This is a genomic window from Paenibacillus sp. FSL A5-0031, assembly GCF_001956295.1.
GTDB lineage: Bacteria > Bacillota > Bacilli > Paenibacillales > Paenibacillaceae > Pristimantibacillus.
On sequence record NZ_MRTD01000016.1, the window covers coordinates 102,240 to 121,652 of the forward strand.

Annotated in this window: 12 protein-coding genes and 1 riboswitch; all 12 genes read right to left on the reverse strand. The window is 47.9% G+C overall.

The features are described 5' to 3' along the window. Window positions 1–165 precede the first annotated feature (165 nt). Window positions 166–6,018 (reverse strand): WIAG-tail domain, encoded by a 5,853-nt coding sequence (locus BK120_RS25160; protein ID WP_076270253.1) that lies wholly within the window; start codon window positions 6,016–6,018, stop codon window positions 166–168. Between the two features lie 157 nt (window positions 6,019–6,175). Further along, window positions 6,176–7,207: a FecCD family ABC transporter permease gene (locus BK120_RS25165; protein WP_076270254.1), complete on the reverse strand. Its 1,032-nt coding sequence runs from the start codon at window positions 7,205–7,207 to the stop codon at window positions 6,176–6,178. Between the two features lie 2 nt (window positions 7,208–7,209). Beyond that, window positions 7,210–8,250, reverse strand: a complete 1,041-nt coding sequence (locus BK120_RS25170; RefSeq protein ID WP_076270255.1) for a FecCD family ABC transporter permease — start codon at window positions 8,248–8,250, stop codon at window positions 7,210–7,212. Between the two features lie 186 nt (window positions 8,251–8,436). Then, entirely contained in the window at window positions 8,437–9,585 is a 1,149-nt protein-coding gene (gene thiO, locus BK120_RS25175; RefSeq protein WP_076270256.1) for a glycine oxidase ThiO, read from the reverse strand. After that, window positions 9,585–10,403: a thiazole synthase gene (locus BK120_RS25180; protein WP_144376854.1), complete on the reverse strand. Its 819-nt coding sequence runs from the start codon at window positions 10,401–10,403 to the stop codon at window positions 9,585–9,587. The genes thiO and BK120_RS25180 overlap by 1 nt, the downstream gene beginning before the upstream one ends. Before the next feature lie 5 nt (window positions 10,404–10,408). After that, the gene (thiE, locus tag BK120_RS25185; RefSeq protein ID WP_076270312.1) at window positions 10,409–11,263 is read right to left on the reverse strand and encodes a thiamine phosphate synthase; all 855 of its coding nucleotides are present in this window, start codon (window positions 11,261–11,263) and stop codon (window positions 10,409–10,411) included. 43 nt (window positions 11,264–11,306) lie between these two features. Then, window positions 11,307–12,374: a ThiF family adenylyltransferase gene (locus BK120_RS25190; protein ID WP_076270258.1), complete on the reverse strand. Its 1,068-nt coding sequence runs from the start codon at window positions 12,372–12,374 to the stop codon at window positions 11,307–11,309. Further along, entirely contained in the window at window positions 12,367–14,130 is a 1,764-nt protein-coding gene (gene thiC, locus BK120_RS25195) for a phosphomethylpyrimidine synthase ThiC (RefSeq protein ID WP_076270259.1), read from the reverse strand. The genes BK120_RS25190 and thiC overlap by 8 nt, the downstream gene beginning before the upstream one ends. 312 nt (window positions 14,131–14,442) lie before the next feature. Continuing rightward, window positions 14,443–14,547: riboswitch (TPP riboswitch) on the reverse strand. Between the two features lie 74 nt (window positions 14,548–14,621). Then, window positions 14,622–15,779: a glycosyltransferase family 4 protein gene (locus BK120_RS25200; RefSeq protein ID WP_076270260.1), complete on the reverse strand. Its 1,158-nt coding sequence runs from the start codon at window positions 15,777–15,779 to the stop codon at window positions 14,622–14,624. Window positions 15,780–15,863: 84 nt separating this feature from the next. Then, entirely contained in the window at window positions 15,864–16,895 is a 1,032-nt protein-coding gene (gene ytvI, locus BK120_RS25205; RefSeq protein ID WP_076270261.1) for a sporulation integral membrane protein YtvI, read from the reverse strand. A gap of 64 nt (window positions 16,896–16,959) precedes the next feature. After that, window positions 16,960–18,099: a radical SAM/CxCxxxxC motif protein YfkAB gene (gene yfkAB / locus BK120_RS25210; RefSeq protein ID WP_076270262.1), complete on the reverse strand. Its 1,140-nt coding sequence runs from the start codon at window positions 18,097–18,099 to the stop codon at window positions 16,960–16,962. Between the two features lie 136 nt (window positions 18,100–18,235). Further along, a complete protein-coding gene (locus BK120_RS25215; RefSeq protein ID WP_076270263.1) occupies window positions 18,236–19,354 on the reverse strand; it encodes an HD-GYP domain-containing protein in 1,119 nt (372 codons plus the stop codon). Window positions 19,355–19,413 lie beyond the last annotated feature (59 nt).

Below are 19,413 nucleotides of genomic sequence, written 5' to 3' on the forward strand. Positions count from 1 at the left end.
ATAGTATGTTTTGAAGAGATATCTGCAACGGCAAGTGTACTGCTTATCAAGGAATGAGTATAAAATGCTGCGACAACATAATGCTAGAGTTGTCTTATAATTGTGTATAAAAAGAGACTGCCCTCGGTATTTTACACCTACAGGCAATCTCCTTTTTAATACGTCTTATCCTTTACCGATAGCAATCCAGTTGAGATGGCCAACTGGCTCTTGACTGATGCGTGTACGAATGATGAGAATAACTGCATGATCCGCAGCCTTTGAATGAACTACAGCGTAGCAGGCCGGGTTGTCAGTTGTTACGGTTAGCACGTAATAATTATCCAAGAACGGCTCATCAAATGGAATGATAAGCTCTACTTGTTCTGCTTGCGCAGCAAAGCTGTAAGGCGCAAGCCCAAATTGCTGCTTTACAATGCCTTGGCTCGCGTTAGTAATTACAGGTGCAAATTGCAGTGCTGAAAGGCCAATGGATTGCTCTTGAATATGCCTTCCAGTAATTGAGCCATCTGCAATCTGCTCTACTTGATTTGCAGCTGAACCCTCTACATTGCTCAGCAATATTCCAGGTGCCAACAATTCTGCGGTAATGCTTCCCGGAACAATTTGCCCCGTTCCTACACTGCCTAGAGCAAGCTTCGCTGAAGTTACGCTTCCGTCCGTCAGCTGTTCCGCACCTACGCTGCCAATTCCCAGCTTCGTCGTTGTCACGCTTCCGTCCGTCAGCTGTTCCGCACCTACGCTGCCAATTCCCAGCTTCGTCGTTGTCACGCTTCCGTCCATCAGCTGTTCCGAATTTACACTGCCATAAGCCAGCTTTGAAGTTGTCACACTTCCATCCATTAGCTGTTCATAGTTTACGCTGTCATGCGCCAGCTTCGCTGCCGTCACACTTCCGTCTGCCAGCTGTTCTGAACTTACGCTTCCATACGTAAGCTTCGCTGATGTCACACTTCTATCCGTCAGTTGTTCTGAACCAACGCTTCCATACGCAAGTTTCGCTGATGTCACACTTCTATCCATCAGTTGTTCTAAACCAATACTTCCATACGACAGTTTCGATGATGTCACACTGCCATCTGCTAGTTGCTCCGAACCTACGCTTCCATACGTAAGCTTCGATGTCGTCACACTGCCGTCCGTCAGCTGTTCCGAATTTACACTGCCAAATGCCAGCTTCGTTGATGTCACGCTTCCGTCCATCAGCTGATTCAAACCTATGCTGCCTAGCGCCAGTTTCTCTGTTGTCACACTTCCGTCAGACAGCTGTTCTGATCCAACGCTTCCATACGTAAGCTTCGCTGATGTCACACTTCTATCCGTCAGTTGTTCTGAACCAACGCTTCCATATGCAAGCTTCGCTGATGTCACACTTCTATCCATCAGTTGTTCTAAACCAATGCTTCCATACGACAGCTTCGATGTTGTCACACTGCCATCTGCTAGTTGCTCCGAACCTATGCTTTCATAAGCCAGCTTCGATGTCGTCACACTTCCGTCCGTCAGCTGTTCCGAATTTACACTGCCAAATGCCAGCTTCGTTGACGTCACACTTCCGTCCAACAGCTGATTCGAGCCTACGCTTCCAAACGCCAGTTTCTCTGTTGTCACACTTCCGTCATTCAGCTGTTCTGATCCAACGCTTCCAAACGCTAGTTTCCATGCAGTCACGCTTCCATCCATTAACTGCTCCGAACCTATGCTCTCTAACGCAATCTTTGCAGTAGTTACACTTCCATCTGACAATTGATCCGTACCTACGCTGCCTAGCTCAAGCTTCGATGTCGTCACACTGCCATCCGACAACTGATCCGTACCCACGCTGCCAAGCACCAGCTTCGTCGTCGTCACACTGCCATTCGACAACTGATCGGAGCCTACACTGCCTAGTACCAGCTTCGATTTTGTTACACTGCCGTCCGCCAACTGATCCGTACCCACGCTGCCTAGTACCAACTTCGTCGTCGTCACACTGCCGTTCGACAACTGATCCGAGCCTACACTGCCTAGTACCAGCTTCGACTTTGTTACACTGTTATCAGCCAACTGCTCCGTACCTACACTGCGCAGCTCCAGCTTCGATTTCGTCACACTGCCATCCGCCAACTGATCCGTACCTACACTGCCTAGTAAAAGCTTCGTCGTCGTTACACTGCCATCCGACAACTGATCTGAGCCTACACTGCCTAGTACCAGCTTCGATGTCGTCACACTGCCTTCCGACAACTGATCCGTACCTACGCTGCCTCGCTCAAGCTTCTTTGTCGTCACACTGCTATCCTTCAACTGATCCGTACCCACGCTGCCAAGTACCAACTTCGTCGTCGTCACACTGCTATCCGACAACTGATCCGATCCTACACTGCCAAGTACCAGCTTCGATTTTGTTACACTACCGTTTGCCAACTGCTCCGTACCTACACTGTGTAGCTCTAGCTTCGATGTCGTCACACTGCCATCCGACAACTGATCCGAGCCTACGCTGCCAAGCACCAGCTTCGATTTTGTTACACTACCGTCTGACAACTGCTCCGTACCTACACTGCGCAGCTCCAGCTTCGCTTTCGTCACACTGCCATCTGACAACTGCTTCGTCCCCACGCTGCCTAGTACCAGCTTCGACGACGTTACACTTCCGTCCGCCAACTGCTCCGTACCCACACTGCCTAGTTCCAGCTTCGATGTCGTCACACAGCCATCCGACAACTGATCTGTGCCTACGCTGCCTAGTACCAACTTCGTCGTCGTCACACTTTCATCCGCCAGCTGCTCCGAACCAACACTGCCTAGTTCCAGCTTCGATGTCGTTACGCTTCCGTCCGACAACTGCTCCGTTCCTACGCCGCCTAGCTTCAGCTTCGACGCCGTCACACTTCCATCTGCCAGCTGCTCCGTCCCTACACTGTCGGCTGACAACAACTTACTGTCGATAGAGCCTTCTTTAAGCTTTCTTCCCAAAATACTATTGTCAGCAATTCGATCAAACACAAGCACATCATTAGCCAAATGAGCTAGTGTAATCGTGCCCTTGCGAACGTGATAGCCTTGAATCGAATCGGATTTCAAATGTTTGCCGGCAAGTGATTCGAGCTGTACATGCTCGCTTGAGACGGCATCTTGAGCCAGCTTTGCACTCGTCACCGACTCATCCTGCAATGCATGTTCGTTTACACTATTTATTGTTAAATGCGTTGCATCTACCGATCCTGGCTTCAGCTGCTTCGCGCCGATCGACAATTCCGCTATTTTACCCGACGTAATGGCTCCTTGTGCGATATGATCCGTACCTATAGCACCTTTGCTTATGACATCAGCACCTACGGAATCGTTTTGCAATTGCGCTGATCCAATACTGTTTGCTGTCAGCTTTTCAATCGTAATCGAATCATCCGCCAAATGCGCGGCATGAACCGACCCTTCTCCCAAATGAATGCCAAGCACCGCTGCATTTCCCAAATGACGGCTAAGCACTACTTCATTTGCTATTTGCTTTGATTGCACAGCGCCGTAAGCTAGTTTAGCAGATGTAATGACACCATCCTGAAGGTGGTCATTTCCGATCGATTGATCAGCCAAATGTTCAGCTTCAATTGCATTAGCTTCAATATGGGTCGAGCGAATCGATTCTGCTTGTATGTGGTGGGAAGCAATCAAATTGGCTCCGAGATGCCCTGGCATAATAGCTTGAGACGCAATCTTGACACTCGATACGCTTCCATCTGCGAGCTTGCCCGTCGAGACGCTTAAATCTGCCAGTTTATCCGTCGTAACCGATTCAGGGGACAGCTTTAATGAATTTACAGTATGATCTGCCAAATGATGAGAAAAAACTGCACCTGAAGCAATAACTTGATCCGTGACAGCGCCTTTCGTTAGCTTGCTGCTCGTAACTGAACCGTCTTGCAGCTTTTTGTTATCTACAGCATCCTTTGCGAGATGGCGTCCTTCAATAATCTCCGATTTTAAATGCATGCCGTTCACTGCTTCAGAAGAAATCGCTTCACCCGTCACAGCACCCTTAGTAAAATGATACGACCTTAACACTTCAGGGGCTAGCTTCTGAAACGTTACCGATTCATCCTGAAGATGCCGGGATTCAACAGCAAAGTTTGCTATGACTTTACTATCAACAGCACCATCAGCCAGCTTGCTTCGCGTAATTGAAGCATCCGCTAATTGAGTAGTACCAACAGCCTCCATACCAATATGGTCAACACGAATGGATAATGGCGCGATTTTATCTTCATTAACAATGCCGCTTTGTAGATGATCCCGTTTAATTGCATTTGCTGCAATATGCTTCATGTTTACTGCATCGGTTGTCAGATGCGCCTGCAATATTTGCCCATCAGCAATTTTGTCGGATGTAATGCTTCCAGAGCCCAAATGACGGCTGTGCACGGAGTCATTCGCGAGCTTCTGAGCATTAACGGATTGATCAGAAAGCTTGGAAATCGTTATCGAATGATCAACAATTTTAATGGTGGACACCGATTGATCCGCAAGCTTCCTAGAGTTAATGGACTGATCCGCGATGTGCTCACTTGTTATTTGCCCTGTTCCAATGTGGGAGCTTAGAACGGCCGCTGCTTGCAGATGAGATGAAGATACCGATTCGTCCGCTAATTGTTCTGCTTTTACCGCTTTTGGCTGCAGTTCCCTTGTTCCGACTGCTCCTTCTGCTAGATGTTCCGCGGCTATGTCTCCGAGGGCCAAATGCTTTCCCTGAATAATACCAACTGCGACATGCTCAGATAGCAGCAATCCAGGCTTCAAATGCTCCGCTTCAATCGCTTCTGCTGCAATCTTCTCACTCGTAACTGCTGAGTCGCGAAGCTTAGAGTGTGTTACCGCTCCTTCAGAAAGCTTGGAGTTGTCAATGGCTTCATTAGCCAAATTTTCCGGTCGGATCGTTCCGCTTTTAATTTTCTCGCCAGTAATGGCTTGATCAGCAAGCAGGTCTGTTGTAATGAGCAATGACTTCAAATGCCTGGATTCGATTGATCCTTCTGCAATTTTGTCCATACTGATCGTACGATCCGCAAGCTTCTCTGACGAGATGCTGCCATCCTGAAGCTTATTGCCAGAAATCGAATAATCCAAAATTTTGTTTCCAGTAATCGAGTGGTTTACCAAATGCTCGCCCATAATCGATTCATTCGCAATTTTAGCGGAGTTGATTGTGCCGTCAGCTAAATGGATGGTGTGAATGGAATAATCGGCAATCGTGCTTGCCAGCACGCTGCCTGCTGCCAGCTTGCTGCTATCGATCGACCCAGGTGCAATTTTCTCTGATGTAACCGAAAAGTCTACCAAATCATCCGTGTAAATAAAAGCTGGAGGACCTTCCGGTGCTAATTTCTCATCAAGTTTCTCAAACTTTTCTTCCAAGCTTAACTGTTCAATCTGCTGGGCAAGCTCTTCGACAGCGAGCTGCTCTTGCTCTTCAATCTGGTGCAGCTGTTCCAGCGTATCCAAATACTCTAATTGCTTCTGCTGCTCTTCTCCTTGCGATTGTTCCAATTGTTCCGATTGTTCATTTCGTTCCAGCTGCTCCCCTAGCTCCAACAGCCTTACTTGCCCTACTTGCTCCTGCTGCTCTTCTCCTTGCGATTGTTCCAGTTGTTCCAGTTTTTCCGGCTGTTCCCCTTGCTCAAACAGTTCTACTTGCCCCACTTGTTCCTGCTGCTCCTGCTCCAGCTGTTCCGCTTGCTCCCCTAATTCCACTTGAATAAGCTGTTCTAGCTGTTCAAACTCCTCAGAGTCCTCCACCGTGACAACTTCCGACTCCATCTGCTCTAATGGATTCTCGAGTAAGAGAGCGAGTGCATTAATGCTCGCTTTCTCCTTCTCTTCTTCCTCTTTTTTAATCAATGTTTTAGCTGCATGCGCTTGTGCAACAGCGGCCTTCTTCCTGTTCAAATCATCTAGCCACTTTAACTCGGAAGCATTCGGATTATCAACATAAAAAAGCGGCTTTCGCCCCTTCGGGCTTTTCCCTTTTCTGTTTTTTGTCATAGTCCTCTCCTTCTTCCACCTGAAATGTCATAGGTAATATATGCAGGTACCCATGGGCTCGCTACAAGGAGTACAGACAAATGTATATATGCGACTTATAACAAACAAAAACCGCGGGAGCATACTGCTCTCCGCGGTTTCTTTTTCAGCTATTTGACTATTTCGATCTGGACAATAAGTATAAGAAATAAGGTGCTCCAATAACAGCAACAACAATTCCTGTTGGAATTTCGTTTGGCTGGAATGCCCATCTTGCGAGTGTATCCGCCACAATAACGAGCAGCGCGCCTACAAATGCTGAAGCTGGCAATAATACCTGATGCTGCGGACCGACAAGTCTTCTTGCCAAGTGAGGCGCTATGAGTCCGACAAATCCGATGCCCCCGCCGACAGCGACGCAAGAACCAGCTAGGCCCACCGCTGCAGCAAGCAGCAGTGCCCGCTCCTTGTTCACTTGAGCTCCAAGTCCAACTGCCAATTGATCGCCTAAATTTAAAGCATTCAATGCTTTCGCTTTATATTGCACGATTGGAAAAATAACGATTAACCATGGGAGCAGTGCAAGCACATACTTCCAGTTCGTTCCCCAAATGCTCCCCGCCATCCATACAGCAAAAAACTGATATTTCTCAGGCGTAAGACGCAAAATCAGAAGCTGCATCGCTGCGCTAATACCCGCCGCTACAGCGATACCTACCAATATCATCCGAGTTGGCAATAACCCTCGATGTCTCTTATACGAAAGTACAAAAATGAGCAATGCGGTAAATGATGCTCCGATTAATGCAAGAAACGGCATCAAAAAAATAGATCCCTTTTCCGTCGTTGGATAAAAAGAAATAAACAAGATAACTGCAAGCCCTGCGCCCGCGTTTATACCGAGCAGCCCTGGATCAGAAAGCGGGTTGCGCGATAATCCTTGAATAATACAGCCCGATACTGCAAAACCTGCACCAATTAATATAGAGATGACAATCCGCGGCAAGCGGAAATCAAATAGAATTAGCTCCTGCTTAGCCGTTCCCGATCCAAATAACGTTTTGAAAACGTCAAGCGGTGCTAAGCGAATAAATCCTGTGTTCATACTGATGATAACGGACAAAACAATAAGTACGCTAAGCACGGTCATTACAAGGACTGCGCGTTTTCTTCTACGCTGTTCGGTTTCGGTAATAAAGTAAGTATTCATGCTTATTCTCCCTTCATTCTTGTTACAAGATAGAGGAAGAACGGAACGCCAATAACCGCGATTATAATACCGATAGCCACTTCCTGAGGCGGATTAATCAATCGCCCACCAATATCAGCCAGCACCATAAGTAAACTTCCCAAAACCGCCGAGCATGGAATGATCCATCTATAGTCGACACCAACAAGGAATCGTGAGATATGAGGAATAATCAAGCCTACAAAACCGATAGAGCCGACCGCTGAAACGGCGGTACCTGCCAGCAATAAGACTATAATGACGCCTGCTGCTTTTACTAGGCCCGTTCGTTGTCCAAGACCTGCAGCAACATCGTCGCCTAAGCTTAACAATGTAATGGATCGTGACAACACGATGGCGCCAAGCAGTCCACCAACTACCCATGGCCATACTATTTGAATTTGCAGCCATTTCGTTCCGGCTACCCCGCCAGCATACCAAAAAGCCAAATCCTGACCAATTTTATAATAAATCGCTATGCCTTCTGTTATAGCAAGCAGCAATGCCCCTACAGCCGCACCAGCCAGTGTAAGCCGCACAGGTGTTAGGCCGCCTTTTGCTAATGAGCCGATTCCGTATACGAGTCCCATTGCAACTGCTGCACCCGCAAAGCACACAAACATAAGACCAAGATAAGATATCGAAGGGAAAAAAGCGAAGCAAAGCGCCAACATAAAACCTGCTCCCGCGTTAATACCAAGCAAGCTTGAGTCTGCTAATGGGTTTCTAGTCATGCCTTGCATAACAGAACCTGCGACAGCGAAAGCTGCTCCCACCAAAGCAGCGGCTAACGCACGCGGCATACGAAGCTCTTTAATAATTTGATGCTGAATGTTTTCCTCATTGAAGTGGAATACGCCATCCCACACCGTTGAGAGACTGATATCTGCTGCACCGACAGAGATAGATAATGCGAGCGATAATAAGAGTGCTGCTAACCCGCCAAATAAAATAATCGTAGCCACTAGCGGCCGTGTGCGCAGCTTTGTGCCTGCCAGCGCTTTCTTGCTTGATAGAGAAGACATTTGAAAACTACCCTTCTGTATGTATACTTTGGTTGATAAAAAATGCTTCAAAAAGGAAGTCTGTTTCCAGACATAAAAAAAAACCTACTCAACTGATAACGATTCTCGTTTTCAATATAGCAGATTTTTCATATGTTTTCAATGCAATAATTTAGATCTTTCGTGCTGCCTTCATGCGGCTTCCTATCAAGTAGAAAGTCTTCCTCTCATAGCAATAGTCGTAAAGCGGTTAGGAGAGAATCTGCTGATCGACGGTTCTCCCTGTTTTTCTTCCAATAGATCAGCAACAATATGAGCTGTGATCGGACTTAGCAAAATACCGTTGCGATAATGACCTGCGGCCATAATTACAGCTGGCATTCCCTCTACTTGCCCAAGCATTGGCATTCCATCTCGCGTTGCGGGACGCAAGCCTGCCCACCGATGCGCGGTTTCTTTGCCTTTAAGAAATGGAAAAAGCTGATTGCTGCTGCGAATTAAGCGGCCGATGCCTCGTTCTGTCACACTCGTCTCAAAGCCCGCGACATCTTCAGAAGCACCGCATACGAGCCGAGCATTTCTTTTTCCGACCCAATAGGCTTGGCTGGAGAAGATCATATGTCGAACTTCAGTTTCTTGATGCTCGTAAGAACAGATTTGTCCCCGAATGGGATGGATCGGAACAGAGAGTCCGAACCATCGTTCATATTCACCTGACCAAGCGCCCGCGCAGACGACTAGCCGATCAGCGTGAACCTTCTTTATCATCGTTTCTGCTCGGACAGAAACTCCCCCGCTATGATGAACCGCAACCTCTTCAATTTTACCCGCATGGGATAAGATGACGACACCTAACCTCCGGCAAGCTTCTTCAAGCGCTGCAACAAGCTTTGGTGCGTACACATGGCTCTCCTTTGGCGTAAATACGCCAGCAATTGCCGAATGAGCAAGCATCGGCTCCAGCTTCCTAAGCTGAGCTGCATCAATAAGCTGAACTTCGGCTCCCCATTCATTTTGCCACTGCAATCTGGATTGTATGGGCAAGACGTCTGCTTCATGCATAAAAATGTTAATGCTGCCGCTCTGCACCCACTCCGTCGACATGCCGGATTGTTCCTCGATCGCTTTAATCCACGCCGGGTAGCTGCGGTGGCTGTTTAGGCACAGCTGAAAAAATGGATCGGGCTGCTCCGTATTTTCTGAAAATGGAGCAAGCATGCCTGCCGCTGCGCCGGATGCTTGCCCTCCGAGCGCGCTTGGCTCAATAAGTGTTACGTTCATGCCTCTACGCGCCGACTCGAAGGCACAAGACAAACCAATAATGCCGCCTCCAAGTATAATTACCGATTGGGGCATTATTGTTCCCCTCCTGCACTAACTCCTGTTTCAAATAATGAGCCCGCCCAATCGCTACTTGCAGATGCATACCGTTTTTTCGGTATGCGGCCAGCCTTCCATGCCAGTCGCCCTGCTTCAATCGCTAATCGAAACGCGCGAGCCATCATAATCGGGTCCTGTGCCTTAGCGATTGGCGTATTAGCCAAGATGCCGTCCGCGCCTAGCTCCATCGCTTCCGCAGCATCCTTCGCTGATCCAATACCCGCATCGATGATGACTGGAACGCTTGACTGCTCCGCAATAAGTCCGAGGTTATAGGGATTGAGCAATCCGAGCCCTGATCCAATTGGCGAACCTCCTGGCATGATTGCTGAAGCTCCTGCTTCCTCTAATTTCCGGCATAGGATTGGGTCATCGGATGTATAAGGAAGAACGATAAAACCCTCGTTTGCTAGCTGCTCCGTAGCACGCAGCGTTTCTATAGGGTCAGGCAAAAGTGTGCGATGGTCTCCGCTGATCTCGACCTTAATCCAGTTGCCAAGCCCAGCTTCTCTCGCCAGGCGCGCGATTCGGACAGCCTCCTCCGCTGTTCTCGCACCAGATGTATTCGGCAAATATTGCATTTGTCTATTTTCAAAGTGTTGAAGTACCGAATCATCCTCCACACTCTCTAGATTAACCCTTCTAACCGCGAACGTAATCACCTCCGAACCGGACGCTTCAAGCGCTTGCTGCAGTACAGCAGGACTTGGAAATCGCCCCGTACCGAACAAAAAACGCGACCGCAGCGCATGTCCTCCAATAAGAAGGACATCTTCATGATCCCAATTTCCCAAAATATTCAGCCTCCTCCGACAAAATGAACAAGTTCTATGGAGCTTCCGCCAAGTAATTCAGTTTCAGCCCACCTTGCACGTTGTACGATCATACCGTTAAGCTCAATAACGAGCTTTTTATGTTGTTGTCCCAGCTGGACGACCAGTTCTTCCACTGTTTTAGCGCTGGTCTGCTCCTCGCGTCCATTAATCTTCACTGTCTTAATTGGAAGAACATATTCAGAACGGTGGGCTTCGATTTTCTTTAAGAAAGCCTGACAAACACCAGCCGGGTCATTATGGCCAACAATGGCTGAAACTGCGCATATCCGTGTCGCTCCCGACGCTAGTACGACATCAACATTTTCGAGTGTGATACCGCCAATAGCCACGAACGGTATGGTTATATGATGCGCTGCTTCCCTGACATAACTTGTAGTAACAGCCGTACGGCCCGGCTTTGTTTCGGTAGGATACACGGGTCCAACGCCGATATAATCGGCTCCTTCCTGCTCAGCAGTTAGCGCTTGCTGCAGGTTATGCGTGGATATGCCAATGATGCGGTCAGCACCAAGCCATTCTCTTGCTTTGGCAATTGGCATATCATCCTGACCCAAATGAACACCGTCAGCATCCGTCTCAAGAACAATATCAGGATAATCATTAATGATAAGAGGCACTTTATATTTTCGCGTTAGTATTCGAAGGGCTTTGGCCTCTTCAAGCACCTCTTCCCTCGTCCCCGTTTTGTTGCGAAGCTGAACCATTTGGGCTCCGCCAATCAGCGCCTGTTCCATCACTTCAACGACTGATCTACCAGGGTGATTGGATTTCGCTGTAATGGCGTAGAGCTTGAAGTTCCGCCAGCCTTGTCTACTCATTCTCAAACACAACCTTTCATCAAACAAATCATTTTTTTCCATTTCATAAGAACGTTTTAACGAGATTAATTGCATTCTCTGCATCCGCTGTGCCCTGCACAAGCACTCGTCCATCTGGGAAGAGAATCAGCTGCTCTCCGCTTGTAATCATCGCTTTCACTAAATACCGATTCACGGTGAGCGTGCAGCCAAGCGCTCTCAAAGCTTGCTCTACCTCTTTTAAATCAATTGGCTTGCCTAACGTCACCTGCACCGTATCCCTACCGCATAATACGGTAGAGCTTATTTGAGTGTCTTCCGCTCTATCAGCTTCAAAACAACGCTTGTCGTCAGTTGCTCCATCAGGCGTTTGACCACAGAATGGACACTCGTTACTGAATGCCGGAAGCTCCGATTCCCGCATTCGAAATGACCATAAATCAATGCTCAACCACGTTTTACGCAGCGCCGAATCATTGCCAGTGAGCCATTTTATCGCCTCAGCTGCTTGCATAGATGCAATCCATTCAACCGCTGGAGCGAGTACGCCCACCGTATCGCAAGTATCTGCCTCCTGTTCCATATCATCTGCTCCGATTAAGCAGCGCAAGCAAGCTGTCTCTCCAGGAATTAATGTTGCCTGCATGCCCTGCGCCCCAGCCACCCCGCCATAAACAAATGGGATTTGCTGTCTAAAGCATTGGTCGCTGACCAGAAGCCTTGTCGCTGCATTATCCATCCCATCAAGGACGAGATCGACTCCTCCAGCGAGAAATCCGATGTTCTGTGCATTCACATCCGCTACTGTCGCCATAATGTTTACACTGCTGTTAATTTGGCGAAGCCGATTGGCAGCGGCCACTGCTTTGGGCATCACAGCTAGCGCGTCCGCCTCGTCAAAAAGCATTTGGCGCTGCAAGTTGCTCGGCTCAACAAAATCCCTGTCTACCAGCCTAACTTCCCCGACACCGGCTCTTACCATATGCTGCGCAAGCGAAGCGCCTAATGCGCCTACACCGACGATAAGCACCGAGGCATCGGCCAGCTTCCGCTGGCCTGCCTCTCCAATGAAAGCAAATCTCGTTTGCCTCGAATAACGATCGGCAAAAGCATCAAGAACAGAATCAACCATAAATCTTGCTCCCTGCCGCCTTGAATGCATCTGATTTTTCCTTCATTCCCGCTTCAATGGCTTCCGTTGTTTCCATATCGTTTTGCGCGGCATACTCTCTTATATCTTGGGTGATTCGCATGCTGCAAAACTTCGGCCCGCACATGGAGCAGAAATGAGCAGATTTCGCTGCATCAGCCGGAAGCGTCTCATCGTGATAAGCCATCGCACGCTCTGGATCAAGCGACAGGTGGAATTGATCCCGCCAACGAAACTCGAATCGAGCTTTGGACAATGCATCATCACGCAGCTTCGCTCCCCGGTGCCCTTTCGCCAAGTCAGCTGCATGAGCTGCGATTTTGTACGTAATAACGCCTTCCTTCACATCCTCCTTATTCGGGAGGCCAAGGTGCTCCTTCGGTGTTACATAACAAAGCATCGCCGTGCCGAACCATCCAATCATCGCAGCTCCAATTGCTGAAGTAATATGATCATAGCCTGGCGCGATATCGGTCGTTAGCGGTCCTAATGTATAGAAAGGCGCTTCATCGCATACTTCCAGCTGACGATCCATATTTTCTTTAATCAAATGCATAGGCACATGGCCAGGGCCTTCAATCATGACTTGAACATCATGTTTCCATGCAATCTTCGTTAGCTCACCAAGTGTATCCAGCTCAGCAAACTGAGCAGCGTCATTGGCATCTGCAATAGAACCGGGTCTCAGGCCGTCACCGAGCGAGAATGATACGTCGTATGCTTTCATAATTTCACAAATGTCTTCAAAATGCGTATATAGGAAATTTTCCTTATGATGTGCCAGGCACCAAGCTGCCATAATTGATCCGCCTCGCGAGACAATACCCGTAACGCGCTTTGCCGTGAGTGGTATGTAGCGCAGCAGCACACCTGCATGAATCGTAAAATAGTCGACGCCCTGCTCGGCTTGTTCAATAAGCGTATCGCGGAATACTTCCCAGCAAAGATCTTCTGCTTTGCCGTTCACTTTCTCCAGCGCCTGATAAATGGGCACTGTGCCAACTGGAACTGGAGAATTCCGCACGATCCACTCCCTCGTCGTATGGATGTTTTTCCCTGTGGACAAATCCATAATCGTATCGGCTCCCCAGCGAGTCGCCCAAGTCATCTTCTCCACTTCCTCTTCAATCGAAGAAGCTACAGCAGAGTTGCCGATATTAGCATTGATTTTAACGTGGAACTGCCGCCCAATAATCATCGGCTCACTTTCAGGATGGTTGATGTTCGTCGGAATAATGGCACGGCCGGCCGCGATCTCGCTGCGTACAAATTCTGCACTCATCCCTTCACGAATAGCGATGTATTCCATCTCAGAAGTAATGATCCCTTTGCGAGCGTAATGAAGCTGCGTAACATTTTGCCCTGTTTTGGCACGAAGCGGTTTCCTCGTTAACCCTGGGAATCGTTCCGCGCCACGCTGCTCTGCTTTTTCAGCCGAAATAAATCCGTTATCCTCCGGTTTGATTTCTCTGCCCTCATAGGGCTCTACATCACTACGCTCCAAGATCCATTCGCTGCGAATACCGGGCAAACCGCGCCGAACATCTGCCTCATACGTTTCATCGGTATAAGGACCGCTTGCATCATAAACTCTTACAGGTTCATTCGGCAGCTCTTCACCATTTCTGCCAGTACTAGCTTCAAGTGCAATTTCTCTCATCGGAACACGGATGTTTCCCTTTGAGCCCTCGACGTACACCTTGCGGCTGCCCGGAAGCGGAGTAGAAAAAATAGACATAACAAAAACCTCCTAATGGAATAATAGAATTCCTCCTGGAGGCATACGCAAGCATATGAGAAAGTTTAAAACACCGCTGCTATACAAGTAGCTAGGCTACTACAAGAGCTGCAATCGCTGGAGCGTGCATGGCGGCCACAAAGCTTTATCGATTCACTGGCGCCAAACAAAAAAACCGCTCCAGCAAAGGAGCGGTCGAAGAGTGTCGTCATGCGAGTGTTATCTTGCAAGGGTTTCCCCTAAGCAGATAAAGTCATGCCGCATAAGCTGAGGCTTCAGCAGATTTCGGCAGAGCTTTCACGCGCAAAGCATAAACGCACAATCCCACTTTCCTACGCTGGCATAACCCAGATCAGGTTCAAAGGGACCAAAGCGATTCGCTTTATCTCAGCCATTACGGCGCCCCTAGTGGATTTCCTTGTTTGACTATACCGTTTAGTAAAGAAGGGTGTCAACCCTCTATTTTCCAAACCGCGGAAAAATACAGCCTGCTACAGTCCGCTTTCCTTCAGCAGCCTTACCCATCGATCAGCGGTGTGACGCCATGTGAATGTCTGCTCCACACGCTCGCGGCTGCGGCGTCCCAGCTTCTGCCTGAGCTGTTTATCGCGAAGCAGCAGATGCAGCTTTTCTCGCAGCTCTCGCTCGATATGAAGCTGATTGACCAAATAGCCCGTTTCGCCATTACGGATAATTTCTTTCATTCCGCCTGCACGTGTTGCGACTACCGGAACGCCGCAGGACATCGCCTCAACATTAACGAGCCCAAATGCCTCCCTCTGTCCAGATGGAACGACCGCTACATCAGCAACGAGCATCCAGCTGGGCACTTCCGAATGCGGCACGTAGGGCACAAAACGAACATGACCCGGACATTTGCGTCCAAGCTGTTCAAGTTTGCGCGCATAAGCCGTTTTGCGATGCGAGCCATAAAATGGGCTCCCTACGATGATAACGACGAGCTCCGGGTGGCTTTTGGCAAGCTGCGGCACGATATTGAGAAGATGATGAACGCCCTTAAGCGGAATAAGCCTCCCCATAAAAAGCACCACTTTTTTACCATTCAATCCTCTCTTTTGCCTTAAACTCTCCCGTTTAGCGGCTCCTTCGGAGGAATATTGTGAAGGGAACCTGGCCGTATCTACCCCAGGATAAATGACTCGCAGCTTCGAAGCGACCTCTGGCGCTTTCGACACTACAATTCGCCTTAGAAACTCGCTATTAACGATGATTCTATCTGCTGCCTGCAAGCACTTATGCAAGTTTGCAGAAGAAATATAGGAGGGTGAAATGAAGGTGGAGGAATGCAAATAAAGCCAGACTCGTTTGCCTGGATTCAAACGCTTCATCGTTAGCACAAATTGGGGACGATTCTCAACGTCGATGACGTGAGGAGAAAAACGGTGAACCGCATGTCCTACCTCTTGAATATATCGCTGCTTATTGCCCGCTGCAAACCGTTCACAAACAACACCGTTAAATTGTCCTTGACGAGGCAATCGCTTGCTCAGTCTTCCAAAAATACGAGGTTCCGCGTAAGGCTTAAGCAGCGGGGCAAATTTCTCTACCACTCGCTCAACCGAGCTGCTTCCTGATGATGGAATCGGGAAGGAGCCTGGAGTTACAATTGCTACTTTTATAGGTGCCATCTATTCGTATGCCTCCTGCATGATCTGCTTTTTTTTGCAGTATCATACGTATCTAGCAGCGGCTTTGGCACGGCTTTTCCAAGGCTATAGCTTGAATTTCATTTGGAATAGTCCAGCTCTTCGAGCTGCCATATAGATGATCACGACAAGCGGTCCGATGAATACACCGATAACACCGACGAGCTTGAAGCCGACATAAAGACTTACAAGCGCTGACAATGAGCCGATCCCTACAGAATCACCGAGAATTTTAGGCTCAACGATGCGGCGGAATACGGTAATCACTAGAAATAGAATAATTAGCCCTACCCCAACAAAAACATTGCCCGTCAGCAGCAAATAGCTTCCCCATGGCACAAGTACAGAACCTGTTCCAAGAATCGGCATAATATCAACAATGATAATAAGCAGCGCGATAGCAAGCGGATATTTGACATTAAGGATGAGCAAACCGATCAACGAAATGATGTAGGTGAGTGCACTCAAAATAAACTGCGAACGCAGGAAACCAAAAATCGACTTCTTGAGATTGTTCAGCACATCATTGACCTGGGGCTGCGATTTTTCTTCAAATAACGAAAGCACCGTTGCCTTCATCGTATTTAGACTGAAGCTCATCATGTATACCGCTACCAAGAAGACGATAAAGAAGATGAACATGCCCGGGATGCTTGAGGCGAATGCGATAACGGTGTTCGATAACGTACCCACCATTTTCGTTAATGTACTCGTTAGCTCCATTAGCCACTTCTCTAACGTTTCAATGGCGTCAGGAGGGAAGTTTTGATATAACGATTGTGCCTGAAACATGAGATCGTCTACCATCCCATTGGCGTTCTCGAAGTATTGGGGCACTTTTTTGAAAAAGGCTATTAATTCGGCTACCACTTTCACACCAAGCAGCGCGATTAGTCCGATGAGAATAACCGTAAATAGGCTGCTTGATATTGTAGCTGCCACCAGCCGATTCATTCGGAATTTTTTCATAAACAGCTGATTAAGCGGCTCAAGAAAAATAGCTACAACAAGCGCAAGCAAGAAAGGAGCACCTACCGTAAAAAACAGATAGAGCAACAATAACCCTAAAGCGATAAATACGATTGTCTTAATAGACACAGCTTCTCCTCCTCTCTATTCTTTTATATGCACTTTACGCCACTCTTAAACCAGCTCTTTCATACTAATCCAGCACTGCGCTGCGCTCATGGAAATTAACATCTTTATAGTACATATCCTTAACAAGGAGGTTAGGTCCGCAGCATGAAGCGACCGGGCAGTGACAATTCACACTTTGCGCAAGGGAATGGTCCAGCCATTTATCAAATAAATCCTCCAATTTGGACGAACCGATGTTGCCAAAAGCGGGCACGTCAGAAAAGTCAGTAACAAATACATCACCTGTAAACAAGTTTACGTTCAGCCGATTGCGGCCGTCAGGATCGTTGCGTACCGTCACATTTGGCTCATTCGCTAATCTTCGCAGCAGCTCACGTTCTGATTTGCTGTCGCTGCATGGATAAAAGGGAAGTGTGCCAAACAGCATCCAAACGGATTGGTCGCGCGCTTTCAACAAGCGTTCAATTGCTTCCAACATTTGCTCACGTGAGAGAACCGGTAAATCCTTCGCAAAAGAGCTAGGATACATCGGATGCACCTCATGCCTCTGACATCCCATATCCACGATCAGCTGATGAATCTCATCAATTTTGTTATACGTTTTGTAATTGATCATAGACTCCGCAGAAACGAGTACACCTGTCTCGCTAAGGCGACGCGTGTTTTCGATCATTCGTTCATAAAGCTTGGTCGCAGCTTCGAGCGATACATGGTGGTTGGCTTTCGCAAATCCAATTTGGTGAAAATCTTCCGGAGACGTGTAGTTAAACGAAATGTGCATGACATCTAGATAAGGAGCTAGCTGCTCATAACGGCTGTAAGGCAGCGTCACGTTCGAATTGATTTGGGAGCGAATGCCGCGGCTGCGGGCGTATTGAAGCAACGGCACCATGTAATCACGAACCGTTCGGTCGGAGAAGGATGGCTCCCCGCCTGTAATGCTTATCGTTTCGAGATGCTCCACTTCATCCAGTCGGTCCAGCATCTGCTTAAGCGGAAGCTTGGCGGGTTCTGTCATTACTAGTGTATCTCCAACCGCGCAATGCTCGCATCGCATATTGCATAGGTTGGAAACGGTCATTTCGACGCTTGTTAAGCGATGTCTTCCATATTGCTGCAACGAACGAATGGGATCCCACGGATCATTCGTTGGCGAAAGTGTGGATAACGGTGTTCTTGATTGTTGAAATTGTATTGTGTTCATTTTTTCTTCAGCACCTGACTTATTTTCTGGAATGAATCATTCTTTAGTTATTGTAATGCGCGACTGCAAAGGAAGCAAATAAAACGGCAAAAAAAGAAGCAAAAAGGAGCCTAGGCGGCTCCCAATCTGTCTTTCGTTAAATGCCTGAGGCAAACTGTACTTCGCTCGCGTCATCGTTCACGCTGACGATCATCATCGTGAGCTGCTTCGACAAATCGATCTCGTAAGGCGATTTCAGTTCCTCGCCCGCTTCATTATATAGAATGCGAATAATAGGTCGATGCGGGTAAGAATGATTAAGATCTGCTACGATACCCGACTCTCCTGTTTGCAGCTTTACTGTTATTCCTATTGGGTAAATAGCAACCTTATCACGGAAAAGCTGCAGCATACGCTGCTCGTATAACGTTCCCGTACCGGCATACAGCCGCTCAATCGCGTGATGCGGAAGCATTGGAGCACTATAGACGCGATTTGTTGTCATAGCGTCGTACGAATCGACCAACCCGATCCACTTCGCATAATCATGAATTTCATTGCCTTTGATTCCGCGCGGATACCCGCTTCCGTCAATTCGCTCATGATGCTGGAATGCACAGTGGGCAACAAGCAGCGGCAGGTTAGGCTCATCCTTGAGCAGCTCGTAACCGATTCTCGCATGCTGCTTCATCGCTTCGAATTCTTCTTTGGAGAGGGAGCCTGGTTTTCTTAACACATCGATCGCAATCTGCGTCTTGCCGATATCGTGAAGAAGAGCACCCATGCCAAGCGTCGTAAGCTCATCCTTGGAATAGCCGTTCGACATACCGAGCAGGGTCGTATAAACGCAGACGTTTAAGGAATGCTGGAACAAATAATGATCAACGGAGCTCATGTCCATTAACATGATCATGGCATCCTTATGACCGGAGAGGTCATCGATAATCATATTCATCATATTTTTAAATGGCTGTGCAATATAGGGGTAGGTTACACCTTTTTTGCGTTTAGGACGATCCATCATCTCGCGGAAATTCGTTCGAATTTCCTTCAGCGCGATTTGCATCGTTTCCTCTCTAATTAAAGAAGGCAGCACAATATCATCCGTCTTCGGATCTGTTATATAAACATATTGAATTCCGCATTGATCCAAGCGGGATATAAGTCTCTCTGTCAGTTCCATATTTTCGCCAAGAAGAACGATACCCTCTTGAGAAAATATTTTTTTGGCCAGCTTCATACCCGGCCTGCATTTCGCTATTGGCAACAACCGCATTTTCTCGATCCTTCCCCATTAAAAGTCGGCTAACTATTACATCGGAAAAAATCGTTCGT